20 protein-coding genes and 1 pseudogene are annotated in these 20,478 nt (G+C 60.8%); 12 read left to right on the top strand and 9 right to left on the bottom strand.

Translation table 11 applies throughout. The features are described 5' to 3' along the window. Positions 1 to 32 precede the first annotated feature (32 nt). The 5 genes from BM348_RS09105 to BM348_RS09090 all read left to right on the top strand — a co-directional run bounded on the left by BM348_RS09105 (position 33) and on the right by BM348_RS09090 (position 4,554). Entirely contained in the window at positions 33 to 872 is an 840-nt protein-coding gene (locus BM348_RS09105; protein ID WP_092904191.1) for a proline dehydrogenase family protein, read from the top strand. Between the two features lie 235 nt (positions 873 to 1,107). Beyond that, positions 1,108 to 1,254 carry a hypothetical protein gene (locus BM348_RS21265; RefSeq protein WP_175507143.1) on the top strand — a complete coding sequence of 49 codons (147 nt, stop codon included), beginning with the start codon at positions 1,108 to 1,110 and terminating at the stop codon, positions 1,252 to 1,254. Next, positions 1,244 to 2,932, top strand: coding sequence for a sodium/proline symporter (locus BM348_RS09100; protein ID WP_092904189.1), 1,689 nt, complete (start codon positions 1,244 to 1,246; stop codon positions 2,930 to 2,932). The genes BM348_RS21265 and BM348_RS09100 overlap by 11 nt, the downstream gene beginning before the upstream one ends. After that, on the top strand, positions 2,933 to 3,445 hold the full coding sequence (locus BM348_RS09095) for a hypothetical protein (RefSeq protein ID WP_092904187.1): 513 nt from the start codon (positions 2,933 to 2,935) through the stop codon (positions 3,443 to 3,445). A gap of 212 nt (positions 3,446 to 3,657) precedes the next feature. Next, complete coding sequence (locus BM348_RS09090) at positions 3,658 to 4,554, top strand: DMT family transporter (RefSeq protein WP_092904185.1); 897 nt, start codon at positions 3,658 to 3,660, stop codon at positions 4,552 to 4,554. A gap of 692 nt (positions 4,555 to 5,246) precedes the next feature. On the opposite strand, the pseudogene BM348_RS09085 reads toward BM348_RS09090, so the two are convergent. Then, positions 5,247 to 5,892, bottom strand: a pseudogene (locus tag BM348_RS09085) (IS6 family transposase); the annotation flags it as partial. Between the two features lie 315 nt (positions 5,893 to 6,207). Here BM348_RS09085 and BM348_RS09080 point away from each other — a divergent pair. From BM348_RS09080 to BM348_RS09070, 3 genes are all read left to right on the top strand, one after another. Next, the gene (locus BM348_RS09080) at positions 6,208 to 7,032 is read left to right on the top strand and encodes a DUF6498-containing protein (RefSeq protein ID WP_139231171.1); all 825 of its coding nucleotides are present in this window, start codon (positions 6,208 to 6,210) and stop codon (positions 7,030 to 7,032) included. Positions 7,033 to 7,311: 279 nt separating this feature from the next. Beyond that, positions 7,312 to 8,043, top strand: a complete 732-nt coding sequence (locus BM348_RS09075; protein ID WP_092904181.1) for a hypothetical protein — start codon at positions 7,312 to 7,314, stop codon at positions 8,041 to 8,043. A 182-nt stretch (positions 8,044 to 8,225) separates the two neighbouring features. Beyond that, entirely contained in the window at positions 8,226 to 9,047 is an 822-nt protein-coding gene (locus BM348_RS09070; protein ID WP_245779427.1) for a DUF6498-containing protein, read from the top strand. A 42-nt stretch (positions 9,048 to 9,089) separates the two neighbouring features. Here the strand turns inward: BM348_RS09070 and BM348_RS09065 are convergent, their stop codons facing one another. Beyond that, a complete protein-coding gene (locus BM348_RS09065; protein WP_092904179.1) occupies positions 9,090 to 9,608 on the bottom strand; it encodes a peptidylprolyl isomerase in 519 nt (172 codons plus the stop codon). Between the two features lie 94 nt (positions 9,609 to 9,702). Between BM348_RS09065 and BM348_RS09060 the strand changes: the two genes are divergently transcribed. Then, complete coding sequence (locus BM348_RS09060; protein WP_092904177.1) at positions 9,703 to 10,707, top strand: succinylglutamate desuccinylase/aspartoacylase family protein; 1,005 nt, start codon at positions 9,703 to 9,705, stop codon at positions 10,705 to 10,707. Positions 10,708 to 10,747: 40 nt separating this feature from the next. Here BM348_RS09060 and BM348_RS09055 read toward each other — a convergent pair whose 3' ends face one another. From BM348_RS09055 to BM348_RS09045, 3 genes are all read right to left on the bottom strand, one after another. Next, positions 10,748 to 11,509, bottom strand: coding sequence for an SDR family NAD(P)-dependent oxidoreductase (locus BM348_RS09055; protein WP_092904175.1), 762 nt, complete (start codon positions 11,507 to 11,509; stop codon positions 10,748 to 10,750). A 123-nt stretch (positions 11,510 to 11,632) separates the two neighbouring features. Continuing rightward, on the bottom strand, positions 11,633 to 12,703 hold the full coding sequence (locus BM348_RS09050; RefSeq protein WP_092904173.1) for an anthranilate phosphoribosyltransferase: 1,071 nt from the start codon (positions 12,701 to 12,703) through the stop codon (positions 11,633 to 11,635). A 129-nt stretch (positions 12,704 to 12,832) separates the two neighbouring features. Continuing rightward, the gene (locus tag BM348_RS09045; RefSeq protein ID WP_092904171.1) at positions 12,833 to 13,234 is read right to left on the bottom strand and encodes a hypothetical protein; all 402 of its coding nucleotides are present in this window, start codon (positions 13,232 to 13,234) and stop codon (positions 12,833 to 12,835) included. 208 nt (positions 13,235 to 13,442) lie between these two features. Here BM348_RS09045 and ahbB point away from each other — a divergent pair, with 208 nt between their 5' ends. After that, entirely contained in the window at positions 13,443 to 14,486 is a 1,044-nt protein-coding gene (ahbB, locus tag BM348_RS09040) for a siroheme decarboxylase subunit beta (RefSeq protein WP_092904169.1), read from the top strand. On the opposite strand, the gene BM348_RS09035 is transcribed toward ahbB, so the two are convergent. After that, positions 14,483 to 14,827 carry a DUF4870 domain-containing protein gene (locus tag BM348_RS09035; protein WP_175507142.1) on the bottom strand — a complete coding sequence of 115 codons (345 nt, stop codon included), beginning with the start codon at positions 14,825 to 14,827 and terminating at the stop codon, positions 14,483 to 14,485. The genes ahbB and BM348_RS09035 overlap by 4 nt on opposite strands. 155 nt (positions 14,828 to 14,982) lie before the next feature. On the opposite strand from BM348_RS09035, the gene BM348_RS09030 reads away from it, so the two are divergent. Both BM348_RS09030 and BM348_RS09025 read left to right on the top strand, forming a co-directional pair. Further along, on the top strand, positions 14,983 to 15,330 hold the full coding sequence (locus BM348_RS09030; protein WP_092904165.1) for an ArsR/SmtB family transcription factor: 348 nt from the start codon (positions 14,983 to 14,985) through the stop codon (positions 15,328 to 15,330). After that, entirely contained in the window at positions 15,327 to 15,647 is a 321-nt protein-coding gene (locus BM348_RS09025) for a DUF7521 family protein (protein WP_092904163.1), read from the top strand. The genes BM348_RS09030 and BM348_RS09025 overlap by 4 nt, the downstream gene beginning before the upstream one ends. A 207-nt stretch (positions 15,648 to 15,854) precedes the next feature. Here the strand turns inward: BM348_RS09025 and BM348_RS09020 are convergent, their stop codons facing one another. The 3 genes from BM348_RS09020 to BM348_RS09010 all read right to left on the bottom strand — a co-directional run bounded on the left by BM348_RS09020 (position 15,855) and on the right by BM348_RS09010 (position 20,475). Beyond that, positions 15,855 to 16,289, bottom strand: coding sequence for a hypothetical protein (locus BM348_RS09020; protein ID WP_092904161.1), 435 nt, complete (start codon positions 16,287 to 16,289; stop codon positions 15,855 to 15,857). Further along, positions 16,282 to 17,073, bottom strand: a complete 792-nt coding sequence (locus tag BM348_RS09015) for a nucleotidyltransferase domain-containing protein (RefSeq protein ID WP_092904159.1) — start codon at positions 17,071 to 17,073, stop codon at positions 16,282 to 16,284. Before BM348_RS09015 ends, BM348_RS09020 begins: the two co-directional genes overlap by 8 nt. 153 nt (positions 17,074 to 17,226) lie before the next feature. Then, complete coding sequence (locus tag BM348_RS09010) at positions 17,227 to 20,475, bottom strand: FAD-binding and (Fe-S)-binding domain-containing protein (protein ID WP_092904157.1); 3,249 nt, start codon at positions 20,473 to 20,475, stop codon at positions 17,227 to 17,229. Positions 20,476 to 20,478: the final 3 nt, after the last annotated feature.

Here is a 20,478-nt window from a genome sequence, read left to right as displayed (position 1 = left end):
GATTTAGGAGGGTTGGGTGCCACCGACACGATATGATCCCCCCGATCGCGAGCCGATTCGTCGCCGGAACGACCGTGTCCGGCACGCTGGATCACGTCTCCGACTGTAACGAGTCGGGGATGGGTGGCATCGTCAACCTCCTCGGCGAACACTATCACGACCGCGAGCCCGCGGACGCGGACGCAGACGAGTACTGCCGTCTCGTTTCCGAACTGGCTTCTCGCGAGCTGAATGGGTCCATCTCTGTCAAACCGTCCCAGATCGGGATCGACGTCGGCCCCGAGGTCTTCACGGAGAACTTCGAACGGATCGTCGATGTCGCGGCCGACGAAGACATCTTCGTCTGGTGTGATATGGAGGATCACACGACGACTGACACGACCTTAGACGCCGTCGAATCGACGGTCCAGGACCATCCCCACGGCGTTGGCGTCGCCATTCAGGCGAACCTCAAACGCACGGGCGACGACCTGCGCCGCCTCGCCGACGTTCCCGCGGCGGTCCGACTGGTTAAAGGAGCCTACGACGAGCCGTCCTCGGTCGCCTACAAGCAGAAAGAAGCCGTCAACGAGGCGTATATCGAGCATCTCGAGTTCCTGTTCCGGGAGTTCGATCAGGGTATCGCGGTCGGAAGCCACGATCTGACGATGCTCGAGACTGCGATCGACCTTCACAAGGAACACGACACTCCTTTCGAGATTCAGATGCTCATGGGCGTTCGCGAGGACGCCCAGCGAGACCTCGCCACGAAGGGCTACGAGGTCAATCAGTACATCCCCTACGGCGACAAGTGGATGCAGTACTTCTACCGTCGGATCCGCGAGCGAAAGGAAAACGCCTTGTTCGCGCTTCGGGCAGTCGTCGGCGTCTGACTGACCCGGTTTTGCTCCACCGCGCGCGAGACGCGTTTGTCGGTTCCGACTCGAGACACGCTTCCCGAGAGTTGCCCGACTCGACGGAAGCACCTCGTGGTGAGCCGCGATCGACCGCTGGAAACGATCTCACTGCGGGACGACAGCAGCAGCACTCTCCTCGAGACGACTAATTCGCCACCAAAAAAGGGGCAAATTCGGTACGTTTATGTGTGGGTGGTAAGCACACACCTGTATGCCTGAGAGTGGCTCGGTTGAATTAGTCTGGCTATTCGGACCCTTCGCCGTGTATCTCGTGATGCTCGGCGTATACTACGTGTGGGAAGGGAAACGGGAAAAGAAGATACGTAACCGCTACGAGGAAACGAACCATGGTCAGTGAGGGACTCGCCGGCTCGGCCGGAATCTGGGTTCTCGGGACGTTCGCGGTGTATCTCCTCGTCCTCCTCGGGATCGGGCTCTATTCCTCCCGACTCATGGACTCGGTCGACGACTACGTCATCGGCGGGCGAAGCATCGGCCCGGTCGTCACGGGTTTCTCCGAACGCGCCTCCGAGATGAGCGGGTGGCTCACGCTCGGCGTTCCGAGCGATGCATTCGGAACCGGTGTGATGGCCTTCTACAACGGGCTCGGAATGATTCCCGCTGACCTGTTCGCGTGGGCCGGGATCGCAAAACGTCTCCGGAAGTACACGGAGATCGTGAAGGCGGTCACGCTGCCGACCTTTTTCGAGACGCGGCTACAGGACGATACCGGGTACGTCAAAGGCGTCTCCGCGATCGTCCTGATGATCTTCGAGGGAGGATACGTGGGCGCACAGATCGTCGCCGCCGGGACGCTGCTCGAGGTTCTCACCGGCGTTTCGTCGGTGGTCGGGATCCTCGGCGGCGGCGTCATCGTCGTCGGTTACACCATGCTCGGCGGCTACTTCGCCGTCGCGTGGTCCGACTACGTACAGGGCGCGATCATCCTGATTGCGTTCATCATCCTGCCGATCATCGCGTTTACCAACTACGGGCTCCCGTTCAGTGAGCTCGAGTCCGTCGGGAGTTCGTTCACGAGCGTCACGGCCGGGATGACGGGTTGGGCCGCCATCTTCGGGATCATCAGCTACGCCGCTATCGGGCTCGGGATTCCCGGAAACCCGCACGTGATGGTGCGGTTCATGGGGATCGACGAGGTAAAGAACATCCGCCTCGCGGCATTGGTCGCCCAGCTGTTCATGTTCGTCGCGTACATCGGCGCCGGCTTCGTCGGGCTGTACGCACTGGTCGCCTTCGGGCAGGGCGGTATCGAGGACCCGAACAACGTCATGCCGCTGCTCACGCTCGAGTTCTTCCCCGGTGCGATCGCGGGAATCATCCTGGCGGCCGCGCTCGCCGCGATGATGTCCAGTGCGGACTCACAGCTACTCGTCGCGACGAGCGCTATCGTCGAGGACGTCTACCACGGATACGTCAACCCGGACGCGAGTCAGGAGACGCTCGTTCGCTACTCCCAGTACGTCACGCTCGGACTCGGAGCGGCGAGTATCGCGTTCGCTTTCCTCGCACAGAACACGCCGATCTACACGCTCGTCCTCGACTACGCGTGGGGCGGCCTCGGTGCGGCCATCGGACCGACGCTCATCGCGGCCGTGTGGTGGAAGCGGGTCACCGCGACGGGATCCGTCGCGAGCATGATCGTCGGCACTACGACGATGGTCCTCTGGACACAGCTGTCGACCGTCCTCGAACTGACCGGGCTCATGGGGGCCGTCGAGGGGTCGGCGTTCCTCACGGGACTGATCGGGGTCTACGGGCTCTTCCCCGCGTTCATCCTCTCGACGGCGACGCTCATCGTCGTCTCGCTTTTGACGACGCCGCCGGAGGATATCGACGATCATTTCGAGTCCTTCAACAAACCGCTCTCGGCTCTCTCGAGCGCCGACGGTCCGACCGGTACCCCCGAGTACGTGACCGACGGTGGCCGCGACGTCGATCCCAAGGCCGTCACGGAGACCGACACCATTCGCGCACACGTCAGCGCCAGCGAGTACTGGGACGAGGGTGACGAGTAAATGAGCGACGCGCGTCGGCAGCCGTTCGAGCCCGCGACCGTCACGGGCGAGCGACGCGAACGCGCGGCCCTCACCGTCATCGAGCCGATGGTGACGCGCGAGGACGTCGACTCGAGCGGTCGGGTCGGTGCCGTCGCGTACCCGTACCGGATCTACGACGCTGTCGCGACGATCGAACGGCCACTGATTTCGGCCCGCGACGTCGAGTACGTCGTCAGCGTCGACCGCTCTCGCCGGCTCGCCGTCCGGGCCGACGTGTTTCCCGAGACCGTTACGGAAACGGTCGACGACGTGCTCATCCTCCCGTCCGAACTCTCCGACGCGCAGGTCCGCGACAAGGCCGAAGACGCGGTGTTCACGTGGACCCTCCGGAAAGTCGCCGTCGGCTCCGCCCCGGAACTGACCTTCGAGCGGTCGGTCGACGCCCACAAACTGTTCTGGATCGCGTCTCGACCCGACGGGGACGTCATCGTCGATAGCGTCCGCGGCACGGAGATGCCGCTAACGGACTGAGGCGAAGCCCTCCACTCGGTCGCCTCCCTGCGCGATCGCTCGTCTCGGGACCGCTCGTTGATCCGGATTCGTCGACCGATTCTGCTCCATATATCGACGAAGGATCTCCAACCCGGGTCCTGTCGTACAGGTGTTTGTCCCGAGAGGGCGAAAAGCACCGCTCGAGGAGCGAGTTCCGTTACGCTCTTTTCGGTGTGTCCACGTTCGCCACTATGGACGATCCTCGCTCGAAAATAGTCCTCTTCGTGCCGTCGTTCGCAGCGATCCTCTGGGGTGGAATGTACGTCGTCAGTAAATGGGGCTTTCAGTCGATTCCTCCGGTAACGCTGGCGTTTCTACGGGTTTTTATCGGCGCGGCCGTCCTTCTCGGAGTGGTTCGCGTCGCGTACCCTCGGCGGTCGTTTACGCGCAGGGACTGGCAGGGATTCGCCGTCCTCGGCGTCTGGGTCGCGGTCACGATGGGGACGCAGTTCGTCGGGACGGACCTGACGACGGCGAGCGAGGGATCCCTCATAACTGTCCTCACGCCCGTCTTCACGCTGGGTCTCGGCGTCGGCTTTCTCAAGGAAGAACTCACGCTTCGAAAACTCGCTGGCACGGTTCTCGCGATCGGGGGTACGGTTTTCGTCCTCTCCGGTCAGTACGAACTAGCGACGATCGGGGCGGGAAGTGCAGCGGGGATCGGCTTTCTCGTCGTCGCGAGTGCCGGGTGGGCGGCCTACACGGTGTGTGGAAAGCCGCTGATTCGTCGGTATTCGGCCCTCGAAACCGCGACGTACTCGACGGTGCTCGCAGTTCCGCTGCTAGCGGTACTGGTACCGGTCGAACTCCGGTTCACGGACGCGACGATACGATCGGTTTCGGTAACCGGACCGCTCGTGGCAGCCGTCCTCTACCTGGGGGTTCTGAGTACCGCCGTCGCCTGGTACTGTTGGTACAAGGGGATGGAAGTCACCGACGCGGGAACGGTTGCGGTGTTCTTTTTCGCCCAACCGATCGTCGGTGCGGCACTCGGCGCCGTGGTACTGGGCGAATCGATCGGCACTGAATTCTTCATCGGTGGGCTACTCATGGCGCTCGGCGTGTACGTCGTGACTACCGCCTCGTGATCGCACCGATCTCGTCTCCCTCCCGACCGATCGATCCGATCGCCGAAGGCCAACTCGCGAACGGCGGCTACAGTCTCCGCCGCTCGACGCTCGCCGTCGCGTTTCGGCCTCCCAGCCCGGTAGCTTCTCTCGGTCGACCCCCGATTACCGATTCCGTCTATTCGGATCGCCTGCCAAATATATCAAAAATAATTTTATGATTGTTTTCGCACTATTACAGACATACATCGGTTAAATGATATCGAATCGCGGCGACCGAGAGACGGCGACTCACAGCTCGAGGGCTCGCTTCATCCGTCGATCCGCTCACTACGAGTGCGGAAACGCATCGGGCCTTCATATCGCAGTGTCACGGCCGTTCGGGAACGACGAGCGAACACCGGAGCTTGCTCCGACAAACGATTCGAGGCGTCGTCCTTCAGCGACTAACCGCGTTACGACAACCCATCACCGTTTGCGCAAGTCACGATTTTCCGGCGAGGAAGTACGGCTCTCGAGCAACCCAGCCCGAACCGATCGCCGTTCCAGTGGGATGGGAACTGCAAGCATCGCGGCGGCCGCAATTAGCCATATGATTGTTGACTAGATGACGAATACGGCACTGTCTAGTTTAGCACCTCCATCATCATCTGTAAGTCAAGTTATTAGTTCGGTCGTTGTGTGTTGTAGTAGTGTACGAACTGTTCAAGCTAGTCTCTGACGCTCGCTCGACTATCCACCCACGAGTTATGGAAGCGGTCAACTCTCATTTTCAAGGTGTGAAACCACTTTTCAATCAGGTTTCTTTCGACATAGTCGAGCTGACCGCCCAATCCTAATCGAGAGAGATCAGTCAGATATCCGTAGCCATCGACGAGAAACACCGTGTCAGAGAGATCGTGTTTCTCGGTCAATCGATGGAGGAACGCAGCGGCTGGATCGGTGCCTCGGCGTCCAAAGACTGCGACATCGAGAATCAGTCGCGAGTCTAGGTCTATTGCATCATATACCCAAGACCACCCGCCGTTAATCTTGACAGCTGTTTCATCAATGACGAGCCGCGATGGCGAAGCCGTCCTCAGAACGCATCGCGTTCTGATGGGCCGCACGAGAGCTTTACTCTCGTGGACGTCGGCGGGTCTGGAACGCTGTCAGTCAGCCGATGTACCCAGTTCCAAATCGCTTGGTGAGAACGTTCAACGTCGATCAAACGAAGAATTGCTTGTGTCTATCGAAGCGAACACCCGGTCGCGTGGAGCCGGACGGCGAACATCCTGACGCAATCGCCGTCCGCTCACGCTCCCAAGCTTCATCAAATTCCGCCGCTTAGGGCTCACTGAGCAGGTCTACGAGTGTCATTCCAAACTACCTCTACGACCTTCTCGTTCCTCAAACTGGCCTAACTAGAAACTGCACTCTGACTAAATTTATGCCAATAATCGTCTCTCTGTAATCGTTAGATCCGTACGATTCGTCTCATCAGCTATTCAGAATCTAAAACAACCTCTATATTCGAGAGTCTTCGACTTTTACGCTATAACCCATTATACTAATATTTTTGACTTTTCTTCCCTTCTATCTACTAAGGTAATAGTATAGTAGGTTATTGACAATAGATAACACATATTTTTGGATCGAGGAAATTTATATGCACCTCAATTGCATGGTTTATTGATGAGATTCGAAGGAAAGATAAGTCTTGATGAAGGTCTTCCTCTTCTTCTTCTTGGTAATCTGTTTCCACTTACTGGAATAGCAGTTCTCGGTTGGCAACTACATGAAGTACTGTTCGTGTATTGGCTCGAGGTCGGATTCATTGTCGTCCTCTACAGTGGGCTGGTACTTTTTGCGAGTCGAGAACCCAGACCGGATGATCAGAATTTAAACCCGCCGTCACTCCCGATTCCACTTCTAGAAACGCGAACCGGTCAGATACAGCCGGTCGGATGGATGCCTCCCATATACCGTCGGAACGTTCCATACGCCGTCGGACTGTTCGTCTGGGGACTCGTTTTCTGGTGGTCTCTCTCGGTGCTTCTAATCATCTTTTCGTATCCCGAACCAGTCGAGACAGGTGCTGAGGGACGGGCCCTTTTCGGCGAGGGAGTAGCCGCTATAACAGCAACAGCCACTCCCGGACTTCTCCTCAACGGACTTGTACTGCTCGCCGCACAGCTTCTATTTGTTCGTCATTTTTTCGCACAACACGTATACGAAACCCTCTCGGCACCCATGATCGCTGAGATCCCGGCACGACAGATCGGGTTTTGGATAGTTGTGGGGGTTGGTGCACAAATCGTGGTCCCTCTACTACTCTGGCCTGTGGCGATCGTGTTCGATGCGAAAAGCGCTATCGAGAGCGGGATTCCCCTGCTCACGATTTTTGCGAAGGTCACGATGGAGTGGTCGATCTACGGAGGACGCTGGATCGATCAGTCCGATGGCCTTGCTCGCTGGTTCACCCCCAGTGACCCACAAACCAGCAGTGATGGTTGGTAATCGTTGCACGTGCCGCTCTTATCGCGTCACGTCTGTCTAGTCACACAGTCATTTGAGAACTCCGACGGACGAGAGCGCGATCCCGCCATCGCTTACTACTCGAGTATCAGGAGTCAGCCACCTTTCGCGTTGCGGTCTCGGCTATCAGCAGTGCTGCTCTATCGCGAATTCATAAGCCATCGTTGGTTTCTTCATGTAATTCATTACTGCTGTCTAGTATAGAGATATTTTTAGTTTGGATAAGATTTTTATTATGAGTCGTTGGAAGGTCACTTGCCTATGGAGTACACCCGACGAAAGGCGCTGCTGGCCGCAGGTGGATCGCTCGCGACCGCACTCGCCGCCGGACAGGTGGCGGGCGACAGGCGGTCACGCGCGCGGGATGGCGGTACAACGGACTCCGACGGGAGCGTCGATGGATGGCCAACGGACGATTTCGACCGAATCGACACGCCACCGTACGAAATCGAGGGGGAAGACTGCGGGTTCGGTTCGGGCGACGGACGCGACCCACTCTATCTCTGCGACGAGATGCCCGCCGCGCCGTCGCTCGAGTTCGAGTACGAGACGACCAGCCGATCGATATCGATCGACGGCGGCCTCGGGAACGGCAGCGGCGGCGACGGAAATCCGCAGTTGTTTACGGCGCTGCTCACCGATGAGACCGACCTCGAGCGCGTCGACCCCGAAGCTTCCACCACAGCGGCGGCGTTGCTCGAACGGACCGACTTCGCGGAGCAGGCGGTTCTGATCGTCCAGACCGGCTGGGGCTCGAGCGCCGAAACGCCGTACATCAAGCGAATCGAGGAGACCGACGACGGCATCCACGCATTCGGCTGCTACCGCCGTCCGTGCCTAACGACGACGGACTACACGTACCGAACGGGTGTCGCCCGGTTCGAGCGACCCGACGAACTCGAGTCGGGGCTGACCAGTCTAACCGTCGATCCGAAGACGCGGGTCAACGTCGCCGCCAGGGAAGGCATCGTTACGATCACGGACGGCTGGTAGGGTAATCACACCGGACGAGCGCAGATTTCGGCCACCGGTTCGAAATCATCGGAGGGAGATCGATCGCTTTCAGTACCTCGGCACTTGGGTGTAGCGTGTCTCCTGTTACAGTCGTGGTCGATGTTTCCACAGCGGAAGGAGGTAGCTGCATTTTATCACGACAGTGTCTCCACACCAACGTGATGAGTCGCAGTCTGCAGTTGGGTGAGAAAACGGCGTTTCTCCCGCTTCTCGTCGCGAACCTGTTTCCGCTGGCCGGAATCGCGTTCCTCGAGTGGCACCCCGAGGAGGTGTTGTTCGTCTACTGGCTCGAGATCGGCAGTTTCGTCGTGCTCTACAGCGGACTGGTGTTGTTCGCAAAACGAGAATCGCGACCAGCTGATCGAAATATCGACCCGCTTTCGTTCTCGCTCCCGTTCGTGAACGCTCGAGAAACCCCGATACAGCCCTTCGATCGAGTCCCAGCGGTGTATCCTCGAAACGTTCGGTACGCAATCGGCCTGTTCGTCTGGGGACTCGTGTTTTGGTGGTGTCTCGCAGTGCTAATGGTACTCATGCCCGCTCGCGCAACCCTCGAGCTCTCGGCAAGCGGCGAGGGAGTCCCGATCGGCGACGTCGTTTCGATCATCGGGAACGCGTTCTCCCCCGCGATTCTGGTGAACGCGTGTTTGCTGTTCGTCTCGCAGTTAGTGACGATCCGACGCGAGTTCTTCGGCCGCCGACGGCACGAACGACTGTCTGCGGCGACGATCGCGGAACTCCCGATTCGCGTGATCCTCTTTTGGTTTCTGCTGACGATATTCGCACAGCTCGTCTTCCCGCTGTTGCTCTGGCCGATCGCGCTCGTGTTCGACACGGCGACCGTGACCGAAGTGGGGGTCTCGACGCTGGTGATCGCCGGGAAACTCACGATCGAGTGGGCGACTCGCGAGTCGCAGTGGTCCGGGGAGTCAAGCGGTATCGCCCGGTTTTTCACACCCGAGAACCCGCACTCGAGCGAGTAACTCGCGAAAAATTATTTCGGACTCGGCTGCAGTCGGAGTACCTTACTCGTAGTCGACCGAAACCGACTCGAGGACGACGTCTTCTTTCGGCTGGTCGTTCGCGTTCGTGTCGACGTTTCCGATCTCGTGGACGACGTCCATGCCGTCGGTTACCTTCCCGAAGACCGCGTGGCGGTCATCGAGGTGGGGCTGTGGAGCGAGAGTGATGAAGAACTGCGACCCGTTCGTGTCGGGGCCGGAGTTGGCCATGCTCAGGATGCCCTCGTCGTCGTGGCGCAGGTCGTCGTGGAACTCGTCGTCGAACTGGTAGCCGGGGCCGCCGCGACCGGTTTCGGTTGGGTCGCCACCCTGGATCATGAAGTCCTCGATGATCCGGTGGAAGGCCACGTCGTCGTACAGCGGCTCGCCTTCGACCTCCTCGCCCGTCTCGGGGTCTTCCCAGGTCTTTCCGCCTGTCGCGAGCCCGACGAAGTTGTCGACTGTCCGCGGCGCGCGGTCGTCGTACAGTTCGACGTCGATGTCGCCACGGTTCGTGTGCAGCGTCGCAGTAACGTCTCCCATGTCCCTCGAGACGGGGGGCCGAGTGAAAACGGTAGTGGTCTCCGCCGACCGCGTCGGCCGCAGGTACATACCGCTGGCCGTGAAACGACTCCCTATGAGTGACGGCACGCACGTGGCCGAGCAGGTGACACTCGCCCGTCTGCCCTCGGGCGTGGAACTGACGACCACGGTCCACACCTACCGCGGCGAGGCGTCAGGACCGACGCTCTACGTGCAGGCGGCCCAGCACGGCCGCGAGATCAATGGCACAGCGGTCCTGCGACGGTTCCACGACCGGCTCCCGCTCGAGTCGCTTTCGGGAACGGTCGTCGCGGTTCCAGTCGCGAACCCCCTGACGTTCGATCGGGTCTCCTACACCGCGCCCGACTCGATCGACAGCGTCAACGACAACATGAATCGCGTCTGGCCCGGCGACGAGAGCGGGAGCCTCCACCAGCGCATGGCCGCTCACCTCTGGGAGTACATCGAAGACGCGGACGCCGTCGTCGACCTGCACACGGGGAGCCCGGCCATGCTCCCCCACGTCGTCTATCTCGCGGACGATAGGCCGTCCGCCACGCTGGCGCGGGCGTTCGGCACCGATCTCCTGCTCGCCGAGGAAGCCGCGGAGGACGCTCCCGAGGAGTGGCATCGACGCGGGTTCGCCGGAAAGCTCCGGGTCGCGGCAACGCAAGAGGGCATTCCGTCGATAACGCCCGAACTCGCACACAGCAGACAGATTCTCGAGAGTGTCGTCGAAGACGGCGTGGAGGGGTTGGTGAGCGTCCTTGCCCACCTCGAGATGCTGCCGCGGGAATACGCCCGCGAACGCGATCAAAATCGGGACGACGCGCCGGTCGTCGCACGAAACCACCTCGGGCAGGTCACCGCCGAGGAATCGGGACTGTTTCGACCGAATCCCGACCTCGACCTCGGCCAATCGATCTCGAAGGGCGTCGATCTCGGGACGATCTACCAGCCGGCGACGTACGAGGTCCTCGAGCGCCCGGTGACAGACCGCGAAGGGATCCTCTATACGCTCACTCGAGAAGCGACTGTGACCGCGGGGAGCAAACTCGCGAGCGTCGCGATTCGAGAGGCAGACCGCACGCTCGAGTGAGTTCGGCAGGGAGAAAAACGAAAGCAGAGGGGCGTGCCGTTCAGCAGGTCGAAAACCCCCCGTCGACGACCAGCCCGTGACCGCTGACGAACGACGCTTCGTCGCTCGCGAGAAAGAGGATCGCGTCCGCCACCTCCTCGGGTTCTGCCAGCCGCTTGAGCGGATACTGGGCCTCCATCTCCTCGCGAGCTTTCTCCGGATCGCCCTGACCCTCGAGGTACTGCTCGACCAGTTGCGTGTTCGTAAAGCCAGGACAGACCGTGTTCGCCCGAACGCCATGGGGACCCGCCTCGGCGGCGATCGCTCGAGTGAAGTTCAACACCGCGCCCTTGCTCAGCGAGTAGGCTGCCTGTTTCGGGAGGCCGAGGATGCTCGCGAGCGAGCCCACGTTGACGATGGCTCCGTGACCCTGTTCCTTGAGGTGGGGCAACGCGGCGTGGCAGCCGTTCCAAACGCCGTTGACGTTGACGTCCAGCACGAAGTCCCGAAGTGACTCGTCGGTCTCTTCCATTCGCGACGAGGGATGACCCGTGCCGGCGTTGTTGACGAGCACGTCGAGGCCGTCCGCTTTGGCGACCGCGTCCACCACCGCGTGAAACTGGTCGCTGTCGGTGACGTCGAGTTCGGAAAACTCGGCTTCGCCGCCGGCGTCCTCGATCGACGCGACGACTTCCTCGCCGCCGCTCGAGTCGATGTCGGTGACGACGACCCGCGCGCCCTCCTCGGCACAACGCTCGGCGGTCGCGCGCCCGATTCCCGCTGCCGCACCGGTGACGACTACCGTCTTGTCTTCGAGTCGCATAGTTCTCCATCGATCGGGTTCGATATAAATTCGTTCATGATTTTCTGCCCGCGTTTCAGCTATGTTCGACTATATCCCCAGCCCGTAAACGATGGTAAGAGGTCGCCCGAGAACCGGAACGGGTCAGAACGACTGGAGGTCCTCGAGCACCGCCTGTGCGCTCCCGTCAGCGATCGCCCCTCGAGCGGCCTCGAGACCGGCCTCGAGCGAGTCGACGTCGCCGCGGGCGTAGATCCGGAACGCGCCGTTCAAGGCGATGGCGTCGGCGAAGTGATCGTCGCGCTCGCCGGCGAGAACCTCCTCGGTGATCCGCGCGGAGTCGGCCTGCACGTCCTCGACCGCGAGGTCGTCGCTTTCCATCTCCATGCCGTACTCGGCGGTCTCGATCTCGAAGTCCTCGAACGTGCCCGCGCCCTCGTCCCACTCCGCGACCTTCGTGTAGCCGGGGCGGATGTCGTCGTAGCCTTCCATCCCCTGGAACATGATCACGCGCGAGTACTCGAGGTGCTCGCTGCCTTTGATCAGGTCGGTCATCTTCTTCGCGAACGCGAGGTGGTAGAACGAACCGAGATGGACGTCCGCGTTAGCCGGGTTGGCGACGGTCTCAATCGTGTTGACGAACGTTCGAACGCCCATCTGGTCCCGGCGGTCGTATAGCGAGTCGATCGGCGGGTTGAATTCGGGCTGGTAGTAGAAGCCGAAGCCGGTCTCGTCGACCATCTCGGCGCTCTCTTCGGGTTCGAGTTCGGTTCGGACGCCGAGTTCGTCGAGGACGTGTTTGTACGCCGTCTCCTTCTGGGTCGGGACGCGGTCGCCGGAGTGGACGACGACCGGCGTTCCCGCGGCGGCCGCGACGACGCCGGCACCGACGCCGAGGATCGCCGACGTGTGCTTGCCGTCGTAGTTCGCGCCGCAGTCGACGGGGTTGCAGTCGGGTTCCGCGCTCACGACGCCCTCCTCTAGCATCACGTCGGTAAAGGCCGATAGCTCCTCGGCGTTGTTGTGCTTCCACCGGTTTGCGAGCCAGAACGCGCCGAGGGTCGTCGGATCCGGTTCGCCGGCCAGAATGCGTTCGAACGCCTCGCGGGCCTGCTCGCGAGACATGTCCTCCGCGGATTTCGTGCCGGTACCGACCACCTCGGTCATCAGCCGCTTCAACGGCCACTCGCCGAACTCTCGAGTTGTCTGAGCCATGTCCGTGGTTCGGACGGACGGCGCAAAAGCCTCCCGCTTCCGGCGACCGACTGACACGACCGCTCGAGGGAGGGTTGTCTCGAATAGCGTCGCAGGTCCGAGTACAGTGCGTGTGGTCGAGTACAGGAGTCAACGCCGAGCCCACTCCATCCCTTCTTCGTACGTGTTCGCCGTGGTCGTCTCGACATCGGGAATGTCGTTTATCTTGCTCCGCAGGGCCATGCTCTTGATCCCCTCCGAAACCATCACCCACTTGGTGATATCGTACTCGCGACCCATCGTCGCCGCCTCCTGTGCCTTCTCGAAGACGTCCGCGTTCAACGCCGAATCCATTTTCAGCCACGAGAGGTGTGCGTGGACGTGTGGTTGTGCGGCCAGTTCTTCGAATCGTCGATTTACCTTCTCGTACTCCGAGCGCTCGGCGGGCATCCCCTCAGGAAACTCCGCGACGAGAACGCCGTCTTTGACGTAGAGACTCCACTGGCTGTCCGAACCGCGTTCGTCGGTCGACCCCTGCTGTGTCTGTGACATCAACAATACCTCTCGGCGAGAATACCCTAACCGAGATGGCTACACTAGTAGGGCGCGGGCCGGAACCCCTCCGGTGGAGGGCGATTACGATGGTTCCGAACCGAGGGAGCCGTTTCGATAGCGAATCGTCTCGACCGGGTTCTACTCCCGCCACGCGGCCCGGAAACGATCCGAAACCACTACCTTACGCTCGTCCCTAGGCGAATCAATGAGTACCCTCTCGAGGGACTGGCGCGAGGCGGTCGACGACGTGGACGCCGCGATCATCGACAGCTATCAGAGCGGTTTTCCGGTGGCCGAACGGCCGTTTCGAAGCCTCGGAGAGGACCTCGGAATCGGTGAGTCAGACGCCCTCGAGCGGGTTCGGAGCCTCCACGAGGACGGCATCTTCCGCCGGTTCGGTCCCGTGCTCAACCCGCCGGTGATCGGCTCGTCGACGCTGGCGGCCGTTCGAGCACCGGAGGGGCGATTCGACGAGATCGCCGAGGTGATCAACGGCTACCGGCAGGTCAACCACAACTACGCCCGCGACCACGAGTGGAACATGTGGTTCGTCGTCACCGCCGGCTCTCGAGCGGCCCGCGACGAGATTCTGGCGGACATCGAGGCTCGAACCGGCTGTACGGTCCTGAACCTCCCGATGCTGACCGACTACTACATCGACCTCGAGTTCCCCGTGGTCAACGCGGATCGGTTCGCGCGCGAATCGCTCGAGGGCGGGACCGACGCGTCGGCAACTCGGATCAGCGAGGAAGCCGTCGGCGACCTCTCGGCGTTCGAGGCCGACCTCCTGCTCGCGATCCAGAACGGGTTCCCGCTTTCGCGGACGCCCTACCGAGACGTCGCCGCGGAGCTCGAGGCGGACGTCGAGTCGGTCCTCCACGGGATCGAGCGCCTCCTCGAGACGGGCTGTATCAAGCGCATCGGCTGCGTGGTCAACCACGTCGTGACGGGATTCGACGCCAACTGCATGGTCGTCTGGGACGTGCCCGACGACGAACTCGACGAGCGCGGCGTTCGCGTCGGCGACCAGTCGTACGTCACGCTCTGTTATCACCGGCCGCGGCGAGCGGCGCTCGAGTGGCCCTACAACCTGTTCACGATGATCCACGGGCGCGATCCGGCGGCCGTCGACGCGAAGATCGACGAACTCGCGAGCGAGTATTTGCCCGTGGATCACGAGCGGCTGTACTCGACTGAGACGCTGAAGCAAACCGGCGCGCAGTACGAGGAACTGGTGGGGAACCGTTAGGCGAGGTTCGGGACTATCGGGTACTTCCACGCTTTGCCCTGACGAGCTTTCACGCTTGCTATCAGGGCAACGCAGACCGTTGCGATTCCGATGCCCACCGCCATGACCACACCCGCGAACTGGTTCACCACGAGACCGATGAAAACGACCAGTATAGCCACCAGCGAAAGCGGGATGTGCCAGTTCAATGCATTTGCCGCGTTCTCCCGCGCGAAGCTATCATCTGATGCGAAGTATACGAGCGCAATGATGAAAAACCCGAAAAAGAGCGCAGCGATATGAACGAACGCTGCGAGAGTGGTGTCTCGAGTATCGCCCGGCTGGGTATTATCTGTATTCATTGTTGACATCATGTTCGATCGTTGGTCAGCAGTATCAAAGAAGAAACGGGGACGGTTCCAGACGGTGGAACCGCGAACGACCGTTTATTATCGCATCACGTGTAGCGACGGGTGATGAATACAAGTAGACGGCGTCGGATGAGCGTATAAGTACGATGACCGATGAGGAGCAAAATTCGCTCTTGAATATTCTAAGTGACGAACATACGAGGAACATCCTCCAAGAAACGATGAAAGAACCGATGTCAGCGGACGAACTGAGCGAGGCGTGCGATATCTCACCGCAATCTGTCTACCGGCGGACGGACCCGCTCACGGAACATGGCCTTCTGGATGCGCGTATGGAATACGATGCAGACGGTCACCACTATCGAACCTACACCGCCGATCCAACCCAGATAGTCGTTGAGATTACTGCGGAAGATATCAACGTAGCGATTTCTCAGCAAGAACGGATGACCGATCGGTTCATCGAGTTCGTAAATCACGTGAGGAACCAATGATAGACGTGGCTTCGTTGCATCCAGTCGCGCTCGTCGGGCTGGTTTTCTCTCTCGTGTCCGTACTGCTCGGACTCTGCGTCGCGTACCTCGCCGTGCGCGGCTATCTCCGGAGCGGGCAGCGGCCGATGTTGTTCATCGCTGTCGGGTTCGTTCTCGTCCTCTTGACCCCGCTCCTCTCGCTACTCGGATTTACGCTTTCATCGGTCAACGGGGTATTCGTTACGAGTATTGCCGCTACTAGCCAGACCCTTGGACTAGTGTCTATTTTGTATGGCCTCTGGTCACCTCGAGCTTCGGACGTGACCGACACAGCATAAATTAAAGACTCGTTCGACGATTGGATCACATCTTATGTGAATTCCAACGATCTTTGCATAGATGTTTTCATGGCAATCTCTTGAGTTCCGTTTAAATGAGCACTGTGCCCGTGACTACTTTTTGCGATTTTCACTAGAACAGTTACAATATTGCTTGATTTCGTGATCGAATGAGATAATACGCGAATGGACGGTCGTTGCGATATCTCACATCCGTTTTGCTTGTTGCTCAGTTGTGACTGTCGTTCCGTAGTAGTGCTCGGTTCGCCGGTTGTCGTATAGCGATTTGAGCGATTCAATTGTCGAGTCTTCGAGTGGGATTTGGCCTTTGGCAAACTCGTATGGAGAATCGTGATTTCGGAGTTCCTTCGGATCTGTTCCTGCGATCACAATGAGATATCCCTGAAAGGTGTGCTCGATTACGATAAACGAATGCTCGAGAATCGCCCCGTAATAGTCTCCAATACCGTCGAGTTCTCGAGTTAGTTTCAAAAGGCGGCATGCCTTCTGAATCTGGACCTCACCATCGTCTGCGGTAGGAGAAGCGTTCAGCTCTGGCTCGAATATTGGTTGGCCGTGAGCGTGCCCGAACGCATCTTCGGCGGCTGTTATTTGGTCGAGAAGTTTATTTGGGTCACTCATCGGAGAGAACCTCCAGTTTGACTTGCTCGAGTGTTTCCGACGTTTCGAGCGTTATCCCTTCGCCGAATAATTTTTCGACGTCAACCCGTTCGGACTGATTGAGTATCGATTGCGGTGTTTCGACGATGATTTCGAAGGAATACCGCTCTGCTGATGGCGGCACGTCGTCGCTTTCGAGGCGTTCTTTGATGGCTTCCCAGTTCGCCGCAACGTCTGCATTCTCTGCATTCGATACGCCGATAGAGGAGGGAATACGAAGTTCTCCAAGATGTTTGCCGAGTTTGTTTGCCCGGTGTCGTTGGTTCATGTGATCTCCACCGACGAGCACCCATAGGTCGAGATCGGACGTCCGATCGCCTTCTCCGCGAGCGGTGCTTCCAAAGAGTACGACCCCCCTGATATCTTCGAGTTCCTGTTTTAGATATTGCAGTGCAATTCGCGCAGGTGTCTGGAATTCCGGTTGCGGAATGCTGAGTATCGGATCGTCTGCTCTGTTGAGCCGATCTCTGTTAATTTGCACTCTCCGTGAATTTCCCTCGCTAAATGTACGAATCAAGTTATTCGCCTCGAGAGTGTTGACGGCCTCGAGAACGGCCCGTTCGGTCCTCGGTGTGACTGTGGCCAACTGTCGGACCGAGAGATGGATATCGGGGTTGTCCGAGAGGAAATTGAGGATATAGCTGCTTGCAGTGTGTTTGAATAGATTTCCGTCTCGAATTGGGAGTGCCAACTCTACTGACGACCCGTGATCAGTTCCGGGTTCGACCGAACTCTCACTACTCATGTGTAGTCTCACAACACCAATACATATATACTTTATATGAATACAGCAGTGTTCGTGAGGATCGTGTCCCGCTGATGAGAGCAGAACGATAGTTTGCGAACCGCGACCGATCTGTTCAGTCAACCAGCGAATCAGCCCGTACGGTCGGCATAGTCACTCGAGCGCGTTCGCCAGCATCTCGATCGGTGTCGGCGGTTCCTCCTCGGCGCCGGGACGGGCCTCGAGCTGGCTCCGACAGGAGGCACCCGGCGCGACGACCCGGTCGCCCTCGCTCGAGTCGACCTGGTCGTAGAGCACGTCGGCGATTGCCTCGCTCATGGAGGCGTGTTCGGCCTCGTAGCCGAAACTGCCGGCCATCCCGCAGCAGCCGGAATCGAGCGGGTCGACGGCGTAGCCCGCCCGCCGGAGGACGCCGACCGCGTGGTGGTCTTTGGCCGTCGCCTTCTGATGACAGTGGCCGTGGTAGGTCAGGTGCTCGAGCGCGCCGCCGTCCGCGGTGGCCTCCTCCGCCGCGGAATCGTCGCCACCCGGATCCAGATCGGACGGCGACAGGAACGAGATCGACTCGTCGAGTCGGAACGTATCGACGTACTCGCAGACGCCGTAGGTTCGGTCGGCGAGCGCTCGAGCGTCCTCGCCGAGCAGGTCCAGGTAGTCAGACTGCAACATGACCGCGTCGGAGGGCTCGATGAGAACGATATCCCGCCCGTCCTCGAGATGGGGCTCGAGCGCGTCGACGTTCTCCCGCGCAGTTTCCCGGGCCTTCTTGAGGAATCCCTTCGAGAACGCCGGCCGGCCCGTGTCGCCGACGCCGTTGGGGACCGTGACGTGGATATCCGCCGCCTCGAGCACTCGAACCGCCGCCTTGCCGGCCTCGGGATGGTTGTAGTTGGTGTAGGTGTCGGGATAAACCACGACCTCGCGCTCGGCGTCGGCCTCCTCGACGGTCGCGCCGCCCCGGCGTTCGAACCAGTCCGAGAACGTGTCGCTGTGGAACGTCGGAAGCGGCCGATCCGCGGCGATGCCGACCGTCTTCTCGAGCAGCCAGCGCGAGCCCGGAACCTTGTGGGCGACGTTCGACAGCGGTGCGAAGCGACTACCCCATCGCGAGAGATTCGCGACGTTGGCGAACAGCCGGTCGCGAAGCGACGCGCCGTTTCGCTGGTGGTACTCGTGGGTAACTTCGGCTTTCAACTTCGCCATGTCGACCTCGCTCGGGCAGTCGATGGCACAGCCCTTGCAGCCGATACAGAGGTCCATGACTTCCTCCGTGAACTCGTCGGAGAATTGCTCGCCCCGCGGCAGGTCCCCGCTCATCGCCTGCCGCAACGAGTTGGCCCGCCCGCGGGTGCTCGTGATCTCCTCGTGTGAGGCGCGGTAGGTCGGACACATCACCCCGCCGGTCGTCGACTGCTCGCCGCGACAGCCCCCACAGCCGTGACAGAGTTCGACCATCCCCTGCATGCCGTTGTCGTTGTCCCACTCGAGGGTCGGCTCGAACCCGGCGTCGTACTCGTAGTCGGGGTCGAACCGAAGGTTCTCACGGAGGTCCGTCGGGTTTTCATCGCGGAAGACGACCTGACCTGGGTTCAGGAGCCAGTCGGGATCGAAGGCGGTCTTGAGATCCTGGAACGTCTCCCAGAGGTTCTCGCCGTAGAGTTTGCGATTCCACTGGGTTCGGGCGCGGCCGTCCCCGTGCTCGCCGGAGACGGAGCCGCCGAGATCGACCACGAGGTCCGTCACGTCGTCGGCGATACCATGTAACTGGTCGATTCCGGTATCTGTCTTCGTGTTGATCAGCGGCCGCACGTGGAGTACGCCCGGCCCGGCGTGGGCATAAAAGGTCGCGTAGGTGTCGTGAGACTCGAGGATCGACTCGAACCGGTCGACGAACTCGGGCAACCGCGCGGGCGGTATCGCCGTATCTTCGATGAACGAGATGTGTTTCTCGTCGGTCGTCCGCGAGAGCAAGATCGGAAGGCCCGACTTGCGTAGCTTCCAGAGCTTCGCTCGTTCGTCGTCCTCGTAGGCCTCGAGCGCGTCGATCGCGACCGGTTGCGCGTCGCGCGAAGCTGTACTATTCGAATTCGCACCGCTCGAGTCGTCGGTACTCGAGTCCGCCTCCGAAACGCCGCCGTCGGGCGTCCCGGCGGGCGTGACGGACGGACAGCGGTCGGCGAGCAGTTCGGCGACCCGATCGCGACCCTCGGCATCGTCCTCGGCGTAGAACTCGACGAGCAGCGTCGCGTTCGTTCCCTCGGGGAGCATCTCGGTCACGGGAGCGAACTCCGCGGTGTCGCGAGCGAGGTCGATCAGCACGTCGTCGAGCACCTCGACGGCGGCGGGGTCGTGCTCGAGAATCGGCGCGACGTCTGCCATCGCGTCGTGAAGCTCCGCGTAACACAGCAGGGCGACGGACTTCGTTTCGGGGACCGGCTCGAGCGAGACGGTCGCCTCGGTCACGATCGCGAGCGTTCCCTCGCTGCCGGCGAGCACCCGCGCGAGGTTGACGGTTCCCGCTTTTCCGGTGTCTTCTCCCCCGGGAAGGGGGTCTCCTCTGGCTTCCGCGACCAGCCGATCGAGGTTGTACCCCGAGACGTTCCGCTTGAGGTCGGGGTACGCTTCCGAAATCGCGTCTGCATCCTCCTCGAGTATTCGCCCGATTTCGGCGTAGATCCGCGCCTCGAGCGAGCCGTCGGGATCGGCTCGTTCGTCGATCTCCTCGAGGGTGACTTCGCCGAACCGGGTGACGGTGCCGTCCGCGAGGACGACCTCGCAGGACTCGACGTAGGCGTCGGTCTTGCCGTACTGCAGGGAGTGTGCGCCCGTCGAGTTGTTCCCGATCGCGCCGCCGATCGCGCTCTTGTCGCCCCAGGCGGGATCCGGCGCGAACTTCAGATCGTGGGGCTCGAGCGTCTCGTTGAGCATCCCCAGAACGGTTCCCGGCTGGACCGTTGCGGTCCGCCCGTCGGGATCCGTCTCGACGATTTCGTTCATGTGCCGGGTGAAGTCGAGGACGACCGCGCGGTTGACGGTCTGTCCAGCGAGGCTCGTCCCGCCGCCGCGGGGGAGGACCGGAATCTCTCGTCTCGCGCAGTACTCGACGACGCGTGCGACGTCCGCCGTCGACTCGGGGAAGACGACGCCGATCGGCGTCACCTCGTAGGGGCTGGCGTCGGTGGCGTACAGCTGTCGCGAGTACGAGTCGAACCGAACCGAACAGTCGACGAGGTTCTCGAGGTCCCGAACCAACCCCGGCCGGTCGACGTCGGCGCTCGCGTAGTCGTAATTAGCGCGCGCGTCGGCGGCCGGATCGTCGCGCTCGGCGTGGGCGTCGACGGCCGGGTCGTCGCTCTCAGCGCGCGCGTCACCGACCGAATCCTCGCTCGGCTCCGTGGCCATACC

The sequence above is a fragment of the Halostagnicola kamekurae genome (assembly GCF_900116205.1).
Taxonomy (GTDB): Archaea; Halobacteriota; Halobacteria; order Halobacteriales; family Natrialbaceae; genus Halostagnicola; species Halostagnicola kamekurae.
The sequence above is the reverse complement of the archived record's forward strand: the minus strand, read 5'-3'. Positions and strand labels throughout refer to the sequence as shown.